We start from the raw sequence: 14,159 nt of genomic DNA, 5'->3' as shown, positions 1-14,159 counted from the left end.
CAGTTCAGGGGGAAGCGCCCTATCAATTACATTTCACCTTTTGCCGGTTAGCATCGTACTGGCTTTGCAGGCGCCCGGTCGCGAGCGCCGGATAGGTTTCGCCGAATTCGGCCAAGGCGATGCAGGCGCGGTTGGTGTCGCCCAAGGCAATCATCGCTTCAGCCAGGAACAACAGGCTGTCGCCAGCGCGTGCGGCCTGCTTGTCGACCTGGTAATTCCGCAGGAACCATGGTGCTGCCTCGCGTGCCTTGCCGTCATCAAGATAGGCACGGCCCAGCAGGTTGCGGCCATAGGTCGCGCGCGAATGGTTCGGATATTTTTCAAGGAATAGCGACAGCTGCTGCTGCGCCTCGGGGAAATAGCCCGCGTTCCACAGGCGGAAGCCATAGGTGTACTCGTCATCGCCAGCGTCTTCGGTCTGCGGCTTGGTGATCGCCTGCACCCCGGCCAGCCGGTCAGCGCTCGGCCCCTGCGCGGGGGGCGGCGAACTCGCCGCAGGCTTCGCTGGTGGCAGTTCGGCTGCCCTTGGTGGTGTGGCCGCAGGCGTAGCTGCCGGCGTGGGCGCAGCGGCGGGCAGCAATGCCGGTGCAGGCGGCGTCTCTTCCAGAGTCGGCGGGTTGAGGCTCGCCTCGATCCGCGCCACGCGCTCTTCCAGCAGCGCCGCGGCATTGCGGTTTTCCTCGCTGGTCGCGGTCAATTGCTGAAGCTGGCCCTCGATCGCATCAAGCCGGGCAAGGATGTCAGTCACTGCGGTGGTCGAAGTGGCGGCAGGAGCACCGGTAGCCTGTGGTTGGGCCGTGCTGATCTCCGGTTCGAAAAAGCGCGCATCACCGCCCGGAAATACCTTGCGCTGCAGGGCGCGGATTTCGGATTCGATCTTGCGCACCCGCGCTTCGGACACTTCATCCTGCGACAAGGCAGGCACAGGTGCCGTTACGGCCACCGACAATGCCAGGCCAGCGGCCGCCATGCGGGAAAGGGATTGCAATTTCACTGCGAAGGACTCCTCGGGTCAAATCTGATGCGGTATCGCACAGCTATCCCGCGTGGATAGCGCTGCGCGCCTGAACCTCAGGCGAATCTTGCCTCAAAGCCGCTGCCCAAGTCGAGCCGCGCGCGCGCCAAAATGGTGGGAAATCTTCAGCCGGTGGTAGCCGGGTTGCGCGCCGGGGCTACGGCAGGCGGCGTTCCACCCGTCTGCTGCGCAGGCTGCCTTGCGCGGAGCGCTTCCGCCGCGATCGCCACATCACGGATCACAACCTGCTCTTCTGCCAGCTTGGCAACCGGTTGCCCGCCAACCGTGATGGCAAATGCATCGGGACGACCGGTCCAGATACGCGGATCGGTTGCATCGGAAGGAACCGCGAAGCTTTCGCCCTTTGCCATCAGCTTTTGCTCCAGCCGGCGCCCGCCCGCCTCGTAAAAGCTGACCCAGACGCCATCTTCAAGCGCGGTGAAAACCACTTCGTCGCGGTTGGCAGTGGGAACTGTTGGAGCCGCCACGCCGCTTCCCTGGGCGGGGTTTGACATGCCGGCCGGTGCAGCCTGTTCGGCTTCGGCCACCAGCGGTGCGGGATCAGCACCAGCTGCGAAGAAGCGCGAATAGAAGGCGTAAACCCCGATCGCCAGCAGCACGACAGCGATCAGCGAAGCCCATACGAGTGCCGCAGGCGGCACCTTGGCCGGATCACCCGGCTCGAAAGCAGGCGTATACGCCTGCCGGTGGCCGCCGCCTTCGGCCAGTTCCTGGCGCAATTCATCGACCAGGCGGTTTTCATCCAGCCCCAGTTCGCGCGCATAGGTGCGGGTGAACCCGATTGCGTAGGTGCGCGCTGGCAGCGCGGCAAATTCGCCGTCCTCGATCAATTCCAGATGGCGTTGCGAAATCCGCGTGCGCTCACCCATCTGGGCAAGCTTCAAACCCTGCTTTTCGCGCGCGCGACGCAGCTTTTGCCCCACTCCTTCGAGCGGCAGTTCCCCGTCCGCTTCGGCAATTTCTTCCTCAACCATGGATCTGCGGCCCTTTGTTTGACGCGACAAAACGTATCACATCCGCGCCTGTCAAGCACGGCAAACCCGTGTCACATCAGGATCAAGACGAATTGGCCTGCATTTGGGGCCAATGCCCGCGCCGGTCGAAGGGTTACTCCGCCTCGATCCCGCGTTCTTCGGCCCAGGCCCTGATTTCGCGGCGCAGGTCAACCTGCGGATCGGCCAGCCAGCCGGTCATGGCCGCACTGATCTCCGCCAGATCGACCTTGCGCACCAGTTCCTTGATCGGTCCGACGGCGGCGGGCGTGATCGAGAAGCGGCGGAAACCGATCCCCAACAGCGCCAGCGCTTCCAGCTGGCGGCCGCCCATCTCGCCGCAAATGCCGAGGTCGACATGGGAGCCGACCATGGCCTGCGACACCCGGCGCAGGAAACGCAGGATCGGCGCGCTCAGCCAGTCATAGCGCTCTGCCAGCTTCGGATTGGCGCGGTCTGCCGCGAACAGGAATTGCGTCAGGTCATTGGTGCCGACCGACAGGAACTGGATCTTGGGCAGCAGCAGGTCGAGCATTTCGGCCAGCGCCGGCACTTCCAGCATCGCACCATAGCGGATCGCATCGGGCAGCAGCTTCTTCTGCTTGCGCAGGTAAGCCAGCTGATCATCGAAAACCTGTTTGGCCGCATCGAATTCCCACGGTTCGGACACCATCGGGAACATGACATAGAGCTCGCGACCGGCCGCCGCTTCCAGCAGCGCGCGGGCCTGCACCTTCAGCAGGCCTTCGCGCTCCAGCGCCAGCCGCAAGGCACGCCAGCCCATCGCCGGGTTCTCGTCGTGCTCGGCCAGTTCTGACTGCAGGTATGGCACCGCCTTGTCACCGCCGATGTCGACCGTGCGGAAAATCACCGGCTTGTCCCCCGCTGCGTCAAGCACGTCGCGGTAAAGCCTCAGCTGCCGTTCGCGTTGCGGCAGGGTGGCCGAGACCAGGAACTGGAATTCGGTGCGGAACAAGCCGACACCGTCTGCCCCGGTCATCGCCAGCGCCGAGATATCATCGCGCAGGCCAGCGTTGATCATCACCTGGATGCGGGTGCCGCAACGGGTGAACGGCTCGACATCGCGCAACTTGGCATAGGCCGCTTGCTTCTCGCGCGATTTGGCGAACCGCGCGTTGAAAGTGTCCGACACCTGCGGCGAGGGGCGGATCGTCGCCGTCGCATTGTCCGCATCGAGCAGGATCTCGTCACCGGCTCGGATGATGCCGCGGATGCCCCGCGCCCGGCCCAGCACGGGAATCCCCATGGCGCGCGCCACGATCACGACATGCGCGGTGAGCGAACCTTCCTCCAGGATCACGCCCTTCAGGCGCCGCCGGTCATATTCGAGCAGTTCGGCCGGGCCGAGGTTGCGCGCGATCAGGATGGAATCGCGCGGCAGGCCCTGCTGCGCGGCAGTGCCGAGCTGGCCTGACACGATCCTGAGCAGCCGGTTGGAGAGATCCTCCAGGTCATGCATCCGGTCAGCCAGCAGCGGATCGTCGATCTCACGCATGCGCATGCGGGTGCGCTGCTGCACGCGCTCGATCGCGGCCTCGGCAGTCAACCCGCTGTCGATCGCTTCGTTGATGCGGCGGCTCCAGCCTTCATCATAGGCGAACATCTTGTAGGTCTCGAGCACTTCCTCGTGCTCGCCGCCGCCGCCGAATTCGGCCTGGCTCGCCATGTTGTCGATCTGCTCGCGCATCCGGTCGAACGCGCGATAGACCCTTTGGCGTTCAGCCTCGATGTCCTCCGCCATGACCTGGTCGATGGTGACGCGCGGCTGGTGATAAACGGCCTGCCCGGCCGCCAGCCCCTTGACCAGCGTCAGCCCGGTCACGGTGTGCGTGCCGGTTTGCGCCTCGGTCAGGCCCAGCACTTCTTCCTCGTCGATCAGCCCGGCATTGGCGATGAGTTCGCTCAGCACCATGGCGGTGGTCTGCAGCGCTTCGATCTCCACATCCTCGTAACGGCGCGGATCGACATGCTGCACACACAGCACGCCAACGGCCCGCTCACGGTAGACGATCGGCACGCCGGCGAAGGAGTGGAACTTCTCCTCACCGGTTTCGGGGCGATACTGGAAGTCCGGATGGGCCTTGGCCTCGGCCAGGTTGAGCGTTTCGATATTGGCCGCGATCGTGCCGGTCAGGCCTTCCCCGATCGCCATGCGGGTGACGTGGACCGCGCTCTTGTTCAGGCCGCGCGTGGCGAACAGTTCCAGCATGCCCTCGCGCAGCAGGTAGATCGAGCACACTTCGCTATCGAGGCTTTGCCCGATCACGTCGACCACCTGGTCCAGCTTGCCTTGCGCGTGCAGGCGCGAGGCCATCACTTCGTGCAGGCGGGTGAGGATCAGGCGAGCGGATGCAGCGGCGGACATGACCCCAGCCTATAGCAGCTTGGTTGCAATACGAAACGCCGCATCGCCGCACTTGCCAGCGCGGCGATCAACGGCACGGGAAAGTCTTGCCGACGCTCAGGCTTGAGCAAGTTCCTGCTTGATCCTGAGCTTGTGCTTCTTGAGCCTTTGGATGATCGCGAGGTCCGGCGCTGGGCGGTTCATTTCATCGCGCAATTGCGCTTCGAGACCGGCATGTTTGGATTGCAGCGCTTGGACGTGGGGCGATACCATCAAGGCTCTCCTCTGGCAGGTTGACCATAGAAGCGACTCGTCCTGACGCGGACGAACCGCGAATTGTCATCAAAACATAATCTGCCTATCTTGAAAAGGTGAACATACTACGTATTCGGCGCAGGCGCGGTTTTGCGCGGCCAGTCGATTCCCGGGAGACGAGCGAGTGAACGAGCAGGAGCTTCGCAAGCGGCTGGAACTGCTGCGCACGGAGCATCGCGATCTCGACGCGGCGATCACGGCGCTGACCGAGGCCGGCTCGCAGGACCAGCTACAGATCGCCCGGCTGAAGAAGCGCAAGCTGAAACTCAAGGACCAGATCGCGCTGATCGAAGATTATCTGCTGCCGGATATCATCGCCTGACCAGCCGGATTGAGGCCCGCCCTAATCAGGTCCGCTTTCGGTTAACGGCAACCGCGGGATCGATCGCTCTCGACAGTCCAGTTCAGCCAAAAATCAACGTCTTTCAATGTCTTGATGGTTAATTCCGGCTTACGATCCGTGCCGCTTTGGGACAATGCGACGAGAAGTCGCGGACAATATGGTTGCCGCTCTGGACCTTTGCCGGAAGCCCGGACTAGCCATGCAGCATGCATCGTACGACAAGCCTTTCCCGCCCGATTATCGAGTCGCTCTACAGCGAGGCCCTGCTGCTGGCTGACGAAGTGCGCTCAGTCTTTGCCATGGGTATTGGCGAATCCGCGTCGGGCGGCAGCGACATGTTGCGGCTGGCGCTGTCGAGCGAAGGTTTGAAGGCCACCACGCGGATGATGCACGTGCTGGCCTGGTTGCTGAACCAGCGCGCGTATTTCTCGGGCGAGATGAACGAGAACCAGCTGCGCCGACATGGCGAATTGCCGGCAGATCGCGAATCGCGCGAGGAAGACCTCGCACTGCTCGAACCGGCGACCCGTGAGCTGATCCAGGACACGATCCGGCTGCATCGCCGGATTGCCCGGCTGGACCAGGCATGGCGCGACCATTTCGATGCCCAGCCGGTGGTGCTAAACATGCACGAGCGGTTGGGCCGCGCGCTTAGCCAGCACTGACCTTCAATCAGTTCAGGCGGCGGCCAAGGCTGCACGCCAGCGCGCCAGGCGTTCCTCCCGAACATCGGCTGGCATTTCGGGCACGAAGCTGGCCAATTCGCCGCGCATTGCGGCTGCTGCCTGCTCCAGCCCCGGGTACAGCCCCGCACCAGTGGCCGCCAGCATCGCAGTGCCCAGCGCCGTGGTTTCGACCATGCCGGGGCGCTCAACGGTCAGGTCCAGCATGTTGGCCAGATCCTGCGCCATCCAGTCGTTGGCGCTCATCCCCCCGTCGATCCTGAGGCGGCCCCATTTGGCGCCATCCGCGGCGAAGGCTTGGGCAAGGTCATGCGTCTGGTGCGCCATCGCCTCAAGCGCAGCGCGCGCCAGTTCTGCCTTGCCGCTGGCAAAGCTGAGCCCGGTGATGACGCCGCGCGCCTCGGCCCGCCAATGCGGCGCGCCAAGACCGCTCAATGCGGGCACGATGGTCACCCCACCGCTGTGCGGGATCGACCGTGCCAGCCGCTCGGTTTCCGCCGCGACATCGACGATCCCCAGCGAATCGCGTAGCCATTGCACCAGGCTGCCGGCCACGAAGACCGAGCCTTCGAGCGCATAGGTCCGCTCGCCACCCATCTGGTACAGCACCGTGCCCAGCAGCCGGTTGGCCGAAGCGGGAATGTCGCCGCCCTTGTTGGTCAGCACGAAGGCGCCGGTGCCATAGGTCGCCTTGGTTTCGCCAGGGCTGAGGCAGGCCTGGCCGATGGTGGCCGCCTGCTGGTCGCCCGCAAGCCCGGTGATCGGGATCCGGCGCCCCAGCCATTGCGGATCGGACATCCCGAATTCACCGGCATTATCGACCACTTCGGGCAGTGCCGCATGCGGCACGCCGAACAGGTCAGCCAGTCGTTCGTCGAAGCCTGCCCCGCCGAGCTCAAGCAGCAGCGTGCGGCTGGCATTGCTGGCATCGGAAACATGCGCTCCGCCGGTCAGTTTCCACACCAGCCAGCTTTCGATTGTGCCGAATGCCAGCGTGCCGCTTTCCGCTGCGCCGCGCACCGCAGCTTCGTTATCGAGCAGCCAGCGCATCTTGGTGCCGGAGAAATAGGGGTCGAGCAGCAGTCCGGTGCGGCGCTGCACATCCGCTTCGTTGCCGCCCGCGCGCAGCCCCTCGCAGAAATCGGCGGTCCGCCTGTCCTGCCACACGATCGCGCGCGCCAAAGGTTGCCCGCTGTGGCGATCCCATGCCACCACCGTCTCGCGCTGGTGGTGATGCCGATGCAGGCGATCCGATCGGCACCGCCGGCCTTTTCAGTGACTGCGCGGGCGCAAGCCAGCGTCTTGTCCCAGATCTCCGCCGCATCGTGCTCGACCCAGCCTGAGCGCGGATAATGCTGCGTCAGTTCCTGCTGCGCCACGCCGTGCAGCTTGCCGCCGGAATCGAACAGCATCGCGCGGGTCGAAGTCGTTCCTTCGTCCAGCACCAGGATAAATTCACTCACGTTTTTCTCCGCGCTATCGCTTTGCTGCTTGAGCGCTAATCCGGTCGCGTTGCGACCGCAAGGGCGACTGCCCGTCCGCAGCAACCTTCAGGGAGCGAGGATAGCCAAGCGAGCGGATGCGAGCGCCGACGCTTGAGGCGAAACAAGAACACGCCCATATGCAAGCCATGGCATTACCTCCTCAGCCTTGGCCCACCGGAATTGCCGAGCAATGCGAGCCGCTGGTGCGGCGCGTGCTGGCACCCAATCCCTCGCCCTATACCTACACCGGCACGCAGACTTATATCGTCGGCAATGCCGGGGATGTGGCGGTGATCGATCCCGGCCCAGCCGAACCGGCGCATCTTGATGCCGTGCTGGCCGCGATCGGCGAGGCGAAAGTCGTGGCGATCATGTGCACCCACACCCACCGCGACCATTCGCCCGCAGCAGCGCCGCTTAGCGAAAAGACCGGCGCGCCGGTGGTTGGCTGCGCGCCGCTGGTGATCGACAGCGAGAAGCTGAAGCAGTGGGGGCCGCGAAGCGACGAAAGCTTCGATTCGACTTATGCACCCGATCGCGTGCTGGAAGAAGGCGAAGCGATGACTGGAACCGGGTGGACTTTGCGCGCGGTGCACACGCCCGGCCACACCTCGAACCACCTTTGCTTTGCGCTGGAGGAAAGCGGCGCGCTGTTCACCGGCGACCATGTGATGGGCTGGTCTACCAGCGTGGTGATCCCGCCCGATGGCGACATGGGCGATTACATGAAAAGCCTGGAGAAGCTGCAGGCGCGCGAAGACCGGGTCTATTACTCGGCCCATGGCGAACCGATCACCAAGCCGCAGCAGCTGGTGCGCGGGATGATGGGCCACCGCCGCCAGCGCGAACACCAGATCCTGCGCCTGTTGGGTGAGCGGGCGCGGGAAACGCACCAGTTCATCCCGGAAATGTACAAGGGCCTAGACCCCCGCCTAAACAAGGCCGCCGAGATGAGCGTGCTGGCGCACCTGCTCGATCTCGAAAAGCGCGGGCTTGTAGCGGCGGGAGAACAGGGAGCATGGGCATTGCAATAGGCGCGCTGGCGCTGGCGGCAGCGGTTCAGGCGTCACCCGATCCGGGACCGACCGGTGCACCGGGCGAACCTGCGCCGATGCGACAATCCAATGGTCGGCTGTGCCTGCCCGATGCCGATGTGTGTTTTGCGGTCGAACCGGATCCCGAGCGCAGTGAAGGCCATTATCGCCTACAACTGACCGATGCCGCCAACGACGGCAGCAACGCGAAGCATGAAGCGCTTTCATATCACGCCGGCAATCGCGACAGGCTGGAAATATGGCCGAACGCCATCGCTTTACCTGGCTGGCAGGCTGAAGGCCAGGCGTGGCTGGTCGGCGTACTGCAAAACTCGCACGTCATGTATTCGGGCGGCGGTGGGGACAGCACGCGGCTGCACCTGCACCTCTTCTATCTGGGTCGCACAGCCGGTTTGAGCAAACAACTGCTCGACCTTCCCTGGCGCGCCTCGCAGTTGATCCGCGCCTGTTTCAACAAGGATGACCAGAAACGGCGGCTGGGCGCATGCCATGATGAATATGAATTCGGCGCAAGCCTGGCGCTCGATCCTGACAATGCCGGGGGCGAAATGCCCGCGCTGACCTATCGCACGCAGACCACCGCCTTCCCGCAAACCGCGCGGTTGTGGGAGGATTCAAGCGAAGCGCCGCCGCTCACCAAGGACGACCTGAGCCACTGGACCGATTTCGAATGCAGCTATCAGCGCACATTACAGTTCAACCCGGCGAGTCGACGCTATGAAATGGACAGCCCGGCACCCGATTGTGCGCAATATACCGACTTCATCCGTTAAGATCCCCACTTGAGAAGGTCATAGCGAGTCATTCGTCGATGCCGGACGTCACTCGGCGCCATCCAACGATTGCGCCGTGCCATTGATCGACCGGAAATGGCCGTGACCGGTTAAACCGCCATGAGCGCTCCGCTTCCCTGCCACGCCGCAAATCTGTAAAAGGCGGGCGGGGTCGAGGAGGGTTTCAATATGTCAACAGCTTTCAAGGTTCACGCCGATCCTGAACGGCGTTTCTTCCTGACTATGGCCTGGGTGATGTCGCTCATCATCGTCGCCGGGTTCTCGCTCAATCTGGCCATGGGCCGCTCAAGCTTCGCCGTGCCCTGGCAATACCACGTCCATGGCATGGTCTTCATGGGCTGGATCGGCATTTTCCTGGCGCAGAATACATTCATCGCGGGCGGCAATATCGAGCTGCACAAGCGGCTGGGCCAGCTCGCCTATCTCTGGATCCCGCTGATGGTGGCGCTGGGCTTCACGATCATGTTCGTCTCGATGCGCCGCACGGGCGGCCCATTCTTCTTCGATCAGAACGAGTTCCTGATCAGCAATTCGCTGCAGTTGCTGGTGTTCGGCGGGCTGGGTTTGGCTGCGCTCAAGGCGCGGCGGCACACCGGCTGGCATCGGCGGCTGATGTTCTGCGCGATGGCGATCCTGACCGGCCCGGGCCTTGGCCGCTTGTTGCCCCTGCCCTTGATGATGCCCAATGCCTGGCGGATCACGATCGCCGCCACTCTGATCTTCCCGCTGATCGGGATGGTTGCGGACTATCGCCGCAGCGGCCGGATCCACCCCGCATGGTTCTGGGGCGTTGGGCTGGTGCTGGGCGCGCAAATCGCCGCCGACCTGATCGCCTATTCACCGCTGGGCGTTTCGCTGACCGAACAGGTGCTGGCAGGTACTCCTGGAGCGGAACGCCCGATGGCCGCCTTCATGCCCCCCGGCTTTTCGATGTAACCGCTGAAACCCGCTCGCAAATCGCCGCCGGGGTCCTATATGGGCTCCAGCGGCAACTGACGGATGAGTTTGATGAGCGTCGAGACCAAAGTTCCCACCGGCAAGGACCTGCTGGCAGAGATCGACCGGCTGCGCAAAGAGCGCAACGCGGTGATCCTGGCGCATTATTACCAGACGGCGGATATCCAGGACATTGCCGATTTCGTGGGGGATTCGCTGGAGCTTTCGAAGCGTGCGGCGGAAACCGATGCCGATGTGATCGCGTTCTGCGGGGTCAAGTTCATGGCCGAAACCGCCAAGATCCTCAGCCCTCAAAAGATCGTGATCCTGCCTGACATGGACGCCGGCTGCAGCCTGGAAGACAGCTGCCCGCCGGAAAAGTTCAAGGCCTTCCGCGAGGCGCATCCGGATCACATCGCGCTGACTTACATCAATTGCTCGACCGAGGTGAAGGCGCTGAGCGACGTAATCGTCACCAGTTCCAGCGCCGAGACGATCCTTGCCCAGATCCCGCCCGAACAGAAAATCATCTTCGGGCCTGACCGGCACCTGGGCGGCTATCTCAGCCGCAAGTTCAACCGCGAGATGCTGTTGTGGCCGGGTGTGTGCATCGTGCACGAGGCCTTCAGCGAAACCGAGCTGCTCAAGCTGAAAGAGCAATATCCGGGCGCGCCCGTCGCCGCGCATCCCGAATGCCCGCCCTCGATCATCGACCATGCCGATTACGTCGGTTCGACCAGCGGCATATTGAAATTCGCCAAGGAGTTCGAAGGCGATACGCTGATCGTCGCGACCGAGCCGCACATCATGCACCAGATGGAAAAGGCGCTGCCGGAAAAGACCTTCATCGGCGCGCCTGGGGCGGACGGCAACTGCAGCTGCAACATCTGCCCCTATATGGCGCTCAACACGATGGAGAAGCTTTACGTCGCTTTGCGCGACCTGGAACCGCGGATCGAGATCGAGGAAGAGCTGCGACTCGCCGCCAAGAAGAGCCTCGACCGGATGCTGGAAATGGCCGCTGGAACCGTTGGCAAAGGCGATCTGGGGAAAGTTTAGCGCGTAACCGGCCGGCTCGCCCGAGCCACCACCAGCGCGCTGCCCAGCAACACCATCCCGATGATATCCAGCGGCAGCAGCACTTCGCCGAACGCGCTGTAGCCATATAGCGCCGCCACCGCCGGCTGGGTCAGTAGCGCAAGGCCGATCACCAGCGGCGGAAAGTGCCCCATGGCATAGACCAGCAGCCCCTGCCCGATCAGCTGGCTGACGATGAACAGCCCCACCACCGGGTCCCAGTCCGTCGGCCATACCGGCTCCCCCAGCGCGAGTGCCAGCGCCAGCAGCACGGGGCAGGCGAAGATGCTGACCCATACCAGCAAGCTCCAGCTGCCGATCGTCTGGCGCGCGCCCTGCAGGGTGATCAGATACACTGCGTAGAGCAGCCCGGCGGTGAGGCAGAACAGATCGCCCACCAGCGTCTCCGTGGAAATTTCCGCGCTGCGCCCCATCAGGATTGCGGCGCCCGCCAGCGCGAAAACAATCGCGATCCATTCCTTGCCCTGCGGCAGGCTGCGCGCCACAATGAAGCCCCAGAACAGCATCACGATGCTGCCCGCATTTCCGAACAGCGTGGCATTGCCGAGCCGGGTCAGCCCGATGCCGACATGCCAGCTCGCCAGGTCGAGCCCGAAGGTGACCGCCCCCAATGCCACCAGCGCCAGGGTGCGGCGGGGAATACCGGTCAGTGCCTGTCCGCTTGCCCGGGCGAACAGCGCCAGAAAGGGCAGTGCCAGGAATAGCCGCCAGAAGCCGGCAGAAACGGGCCCGGTATCGGCCAGCCGCACGAACCAGGGGCCCAGCGCCAGCGCGACATTGCCTGCCAGCAAAGCCAGCAGCAGCAGCCATTGGCGCGGCTGGACAAGCGCATCTTGCAGGCCCCCGTCTTTTTCCATGCCCCTTCCCTTTTTCAAGCATTGCGCCTTAATCGGTTCGTCCCCAAGTGCATATCGCAATCAGACAAGCCAAAGAGGATTTCCCCTTGCACGACGCACTTTTCCAGCCGCTCAGGCTCGGCGCACTCACCACGAAGAACCGCATTTTCATGGCTCCGCTCACGCGCGGGCGTGCCGCCGAACCGATGTTCGTGCCCAATGATCTGATGGCGACCTATTATGGCCAGCGGGCCGGCGCCGGCCTGATCCTGACCGAAGCGACGGGCATCAGCCGCGAAGGGCTGGGCTGGCCCTCTGCCCCCGGGATCTGGAGCGACGAACAAGCCGAAGCGTGGAAGGCCTCGACTGCAGCGGTGCATGCCAAGGGCGGGCTGATCGTGATGCAGCTGTGGCACATGGGCCGGATCGTCCATCCGTATTTCCTTGACGGCGAGCCGCCCTTTTCCGCCAGCGCGACCAAGGCACCCGGCGAAGCGCATACGCCGGTGGGCAAGCAGGAATATGCGGTTGCGCGCGAGATGACGCATGAGGATATCAAGCGCACCATTGCCGACTATCGCCGGGCGGCACTGAACGCCAAGGCCGCCGGGTTCGACGGGGTGCAATTGCATGGCGCCAATGGCTATCTGGTCGACCAGTTCCTGCGCGACGGAACCAACCATCGCAGCGACGAATATGGCGGCTCACCCGAAAACCGCACCCGCTTCATGCGCGAAGTGCTGGAGGTGCTCATCGATGTGTGGGGCGCGGATCGCGTCGGCATCCGCCTGTCCCCCAATGGCGATTCGCAGGGCACCGATGACAGCAACCCGCCCGCAACCTTTGGCGCCGCAGCCAAGGTCTGCGAGGAGCTGGGCCTGGCATTTGTCGAACTGCGCGAGCCGGGCCCGGATGGCACATTCGGCCGAACCGATGTGCCCAAGCAAAGCCCGCTGATCCGCGAAATCTATTCCGGCCCGCTGGTGCTCAACAGCGATTACACCGCCGAGCAGGCCGTGGCCGACATCGAAAGCGGGAAATGCGACGCGGTCAGCTTTGGGCGACCCTATATCTCCAACCCGGACCTGGCCGAGCGGATCCGCGTCGGCGCCCACTGGAATCCCAACAAGGATGTGCCCAAGAGCTGGTACTTCCCGGGCGAGGCCGGCTACACCGACTATCCAACGCTGGAAGAAGAGCAGGCAACCGCCTGACCCGGCTATTCCTGCGGCTGTGAAGGCTCTGCCGGCTCAGCCGGCGGAGCCCCGTCGCTTTCCTCCGCAGCGGCATCATCTGCCTCTTCGCCTTCCTCGCCTTCGGCGCCCGGGGCTGCGGGCGTCTCGCGCAGGATCGGCGATTGCGACTGGATCTGGTCAAGCGGCAGCATCTCGTCGCTGATCGTCCCGCCCAGCACTTCGCCTTCGGCCCGGCGCGCGTCGTTGTCGCGTTGCAGAGCGCTGTCGCCGCATGCCGCCAGCGCAAACGCGGCGGGCAGGAACACAAGAGTCAGGCTTCGCATGAATTCCTTCCACTTACCCGGGCCAGATGTTCGAGGAACCCCGGCGCTTCGGCAATCAGCGCCTCGTCCCATTGTTGCGGTGAAATGTCGAGGCCCAAACGCGCCAGGCTGGTGACGCCGAATTCCTCGATCCCGCACGGCACGATGCCGGTGAAATGGCTGAGGTCAGGATCGAGGTTTACCGAGAAGCCGTGCATCGTCACCCAGCGGCGTACCCGCACGCCGATCGCGCCGATCTTGGCTTCGCGCCCGTCGATATCGGTGGTCCAGATACCGACCCGCCCGTCCACGGCCCAGCTTTTCACCCCGAAGAGGGCCAGCGTGGCGATCACCCATTGTTCGATCCCATGGACGAAGCAGCGCACGTCCTTGCCGCGCTTCGTCAGGTCGAGCAGCACATAGCCTACCCGTTGCCCCGGTCCGTGATACGTATAGCGCCCGCCCCGCCCGGCCTCGACCACTTCGAAGCGCGGGTCCAGAAGCTCGTCGGAAGCGGCGCTGGTCCCGGCAGTGTAGACCGGCGGATGCTCTAGCAGCCACACCAGTTCGCGCGCGTCGCCCGTCGCGATGGCGGCATTGCGGCGCTCCATCTCGGCCAGCGCTTCACGATAGGGAACCTGCCCCTCCTCGCGCCGCCAGTCGATCACATCTGTGGTTTGCATATCCATTGCCAATTGCGTGGGGACAATCGCCTCGCTTATCA

15 protein-coding genes and 1 pseudogene are annotated in these 14,159 nt (G+C 63.9%); 8 read left to right on the top strand and 8 right to left on the bottom strand.

The window, feature by feature from the left end; genetic code table 11:
- Nucleotides 1–22 precede the first annotated feature (22 nt).
- The 4 genes from G6N82_RS11310 to G6N82_RS15320 all read right to left on the bottom strand — a co-directional run bounded on the left by G6N82_RS11310 (nucleotide 23) and on the right by G6N82_RS15320 (nucleotide 4,597).
- Complete coding sequence (locus G6N82_RS11310) at nucleotides 23–994, bottom strand: tetratricopeptide repeat protein (RefSeq protein ID WP_346773732.1); 972 nt, start codon at nucleotides 992–994, stop codon at nucleotides 23–25.
- A 146-nt stretch (nucleotides 995–1,140) separates the two neighbouring features.
- Nucleotides 1,141–2,010 carry a helix-turn-helix domain-containing protein gene (locus G6N82_RS11305; protein WP_165196513.1) on the bottom strand — a complete coding sequence of 290 codons (870 nt, stop codon included), beginning with the start codon at nucleotides 2,008–2,010 and terminating at the stop codon, nucleotides 1,141–1,143.
- Between the two features lie 133 nt (nucleotides 2,011–2,143).
- Nucleotides 2,144–4,414: a phosphoenolpyruvate--protein phosphotransferase gene (gene ptsP, locus G6N82_RS11300; RefSeq protein WP_165196511.1), complete on the bottom strand. Its 2,271-nt coding sequence runs from the start codon at nucleotides 4,412–4,414 to the stop codon at nucleotides 2,144–2,146.
- A gap of 96 nt (nucleotides 4,415–4,510) precedes the next feature.
- On the bottom strand, nucleotides 4,511–4,597 hold the full coding sequence (locus tag G6N82_RS15320) for a hypothetical protein (RefSeq protein ID WP_346773760.1): 87 nt from the start codon (nucleotides 4,595–4,597) through the stop codon (nucleotides 4,511–4,513).
- A 235-nt stretch (nucleotides 4,598–4,832) separates the two neighbouring features.
- On the opposite strand from G6N82_RS15320, the gene G6N82_RS11290 reads away from it, so the two are divergent.
- Both G6N82_RS11290 and G6N82_RS11285 read left to right on the top strand, forming a co-directional pair.
- Nucleotides 4,833–5,030 (top strand): DUF465 domain-containing protein, encoded by a 198-nt coding sequence (locus tag G6N82_RS11290; protein WP_165196507.1) that lies wholly within the window; start codon nucleotides 4,833–4,835, stop codon nucleotides 5,028–5,030.
- Nucleotides 5,031–5,257: 227 nt separating this feature from the next.
- Nucleotides 5,258–5,716: a DUF1465 family protein gene (locus G6N82_RS11285; RefSeq protein ID WP_165196505.1), complete on the top strand. Its 459-nt coding sequence runs from the start codon at nucleotides 5,258–5,260 to the stop codon at nucleotides 5,714–5,716.
- Nucleotides 5,717–5,728: 12 nt separating this feature from the next.
- On the opposite strand, the pseudogene G6N82_RS11280 reads toward G6N82_RS11285, so the two are convergent.
- A pseudogene (locus tag G6N82_RS11280) lies at nucleotides 5,729–7,146 on the bottom strand (glycerol kinase).
- Here G6N82_RS11280 and G6N82_RS11275 point away from each other — a divergent pair.
- From G6N82_RS11275 to nadA, 5 genes are all read left to right on the top strand, one after another.
- The gene (locus tag G6N82_RS11275; RefSeq protein ID WP_165192549.1) at nucleotides 7,087–7,236 is read left to right on the top strand and encodes a hypothetical protein; all 150 of its coding nucleotides are present in this window, start codon (nucleotides 7,087–7,089) and stop codon (nucleotides 7,234–7,236) included. The pseudogene G6N82_RS11280 and the gene G6N82_RS11275 overlap by 60 nt on opposite strands.
- Nucleotides 7,237–7,364: 128 nt before the next feature.
- The gene (locus G6N82_RS11270; protein WP_165196503.1) at nucleotides 7,365–8,252 is read left to right on the top strand and encodes an MBL fold metallo-hydrolase; all 888 of its coding nucleotides are present in this window, start codon (nucleotides 7,365–7,367) and stop codon (nucleotides 8,250–8,252) included.
- Nucleotides 8,237–9,046: a hypothetical protein gene (locus G6N82_RS11265; protein ID WP_165196501.1), complete on the top strand. Its 810-nt coding sequence runs from the start codon at nucleotides 8,237–8,239 to the stop codon at nucleotides 9,044–9,046. Before G6N82_RS11270 ends, G6N82_RS11265 begins: the two co-directional genes overlap by 16 nt.
- A gap of 189 nt (nucleotides 9,047–9,235) precedes the next feature.
- Nucleotides 9,236–10,003: a hypothetical protein gene (locus G6N82_RS11260; protein WP_165196499.1), complete on the top strand. Its 768-nt coding sequence runs from the start codon at nucleotides 9,236–9,238 to the stop codon at nucleotides 10,001–10,003.
- Between the two features lie 72 nt (nucleotides 10,004–10,075).
- Complete coding sequence (gene nadA, locus G6N82_RS11255; RefSeq protein WP_165196497.1) at nucleotides 10,076–11,062, top strand: quinolinate synthase NadA; 987 nt, start codon at nucleotides 10,076–10,078, stop codon at nucleotides 11,060–11,062.
- Here the strand turns inward: nadA and G6N82_RS11250 are convergent.
- Nucleotides 11,059–11,958: a DMT family transporter gene (locus G6N82_RS11250; protein WP_165196495.1), complete on the bottom strand. Its 900-nt coding sequence runs from the start codon at nucleotides 11,956–11,958 to the stop codon at nucleotides 11,059–11,061. The two genes, nadA and G6N82_RS11250, sit on opposite strands and share 4 nt — an antisense overlap.
- Before the next feature lie 86 nt (nucleotides 11,959–12,044).
- On the opposite strand from G6N82_RS11250, the gene G6N82_RS11245 reads away from it, so the two are divergent.
- Nucleotides 12,045–13,151 (top strand): alkene reductase, encoded by a 1,107-nt coding sequence (locus tag G6N82_RS11245; protein WP_165196493.1) that lies wholly within the window; start codon nucleotides 12,045–12,047, stop codon nucleotides 13,149–13,151.
- A gap of 5 nt (nucleotides 13,152–13,156) precedes the next feature.
- Here G6N82_RS11245 and G6N82_RS11240 read toward each other — a convergent pair whose 3' ends face one another.
- The gene (locus G6N82_RS11240) at nucleotides 13,157–13,456 is read right to left on the bottom strand and encodes a hypothetical protein (protein WP_165196492.1); all 300 of its coding nucleotides are present in this window, start codon (nucleotides 13,454–13,456) and stop codon (nucleotides 13,157–13,159) included.
- A complete protein-coding gene (gene lipB / locus G6N82_RS11235; protein WP_165198193.1) occupies nucleotides 13,444–14,118 on the bottom strand; it encodes a lipoyl(octanoyl) transferase LipB in 675 nt (224 codons plus the stop codon). The genes G6N82_RS11240 and lipB overlap by 13 nt, the downstream gene beginning before the upstream one ends.
- Nucleotides 14,119–14,159: the final 41 nt, after the last annotated feature.

The sequence above is a fragment of the Altererythrobacter sp. BO-6 genome (assembly GCF_011047315.1).
GTDB lineage: Bacteria > Pseudomonadota > Alphaproteobacteria > Sphingomonadales > Sphingomonadaceae > Erythrobacter.
This window is presented reverse-complemented; position numbering and strand designations above follow the sequence as displayed.

Excerpts from the sequence above, each read along its gene's own strand:
- G6N82_RS11250 (WP_165196495.1), bottom strand. The coding sequence starts at position 11,958 with ATGGAAAAAGACGGGGGCCTGCAAGATGCGCTTGTCCAGCCGCGCCAA.
- ptsP (WP_165196511.1), bottom strand. The coding sequence starts at position 4,414 with ATGTCCGCCGCTGCATCCGCTCGCCTGATCCTCACCCGCCTGCACGAA.
- G6N82_RS11260 (WP_165196499.1), top strand. The coding sequence starts at position 9,236 with ATGTCAACAGCTTTCAAGGTTCACGCCGATCCTGAACGGCGTTTCTTC.
- nadA (WP_165196497.1), top strand. The coding sequence starts at position 10,076 with ATGAGCGTCGAGACCAAAGTTCCCACCGGCAAGGACCTGCTGGCAGAG.
- G6N82_RS11265 (WP_165196501.1), top strand. The coding sequence starts at position 8,237 with ATGGGCATTGCAATAGGCGCGCTGGCGCTGGCGGCAGCGGTTCAGGCG.
- lipB (WP_165198193.1), bottom strand. The coding sequence starts at position 14,118 with ATGCAAACCACAGATGTGATCGACTGGCGGCGCGAGGAGGGGCAGGTT.
- G6N82_RS11275 (WP_165192549.1), top strand. The coding sequence starts at position 7,087 with ATGCTGCGTCAGTTCCTGCTGCGCCACGCCGTGCAGCTTGCCGCCGGA.
- G6N82_RS11305 (WP_165196513.1), bottom strand. The coding sequence starts at position 2,010 with ATGGTTGAGGAAGAAATTGCCGAAGCGGACGGGGAACTGCCGCTCGAA.
- G6N82_RS11240 (WP_165196492.1), bottom strand. The coding sequence starts at position 13,456 with ATGCGAAGCCTGACTCTTGTGTTCCTGCCCGCCGCGTTTGCGCTGGCG.
- G6N82_RS15320 (WP_346773760.1), bottom strand. The coding sequence starts at position 4,597 with ATGAACCGCCCAGCGCCGGACCTCGCGATCATCCAAAGGCTCAAGAAG.
- G6N82_RS11270 (WP_165196503.1), top strand. The coding sequence starts at position 7,365 with ATGGCATTACCTCCTCAGCCTTGGCCCACCGGAATTGCCGAGCAATGC.
- G6N82_RS11285 (WP_165196505.1), top strand. The coding sequence starts at position 5,258 with ATGCATCGTACGACAAGCCTTTCCCGCCCGATTATCGAGTCGCTCTAC.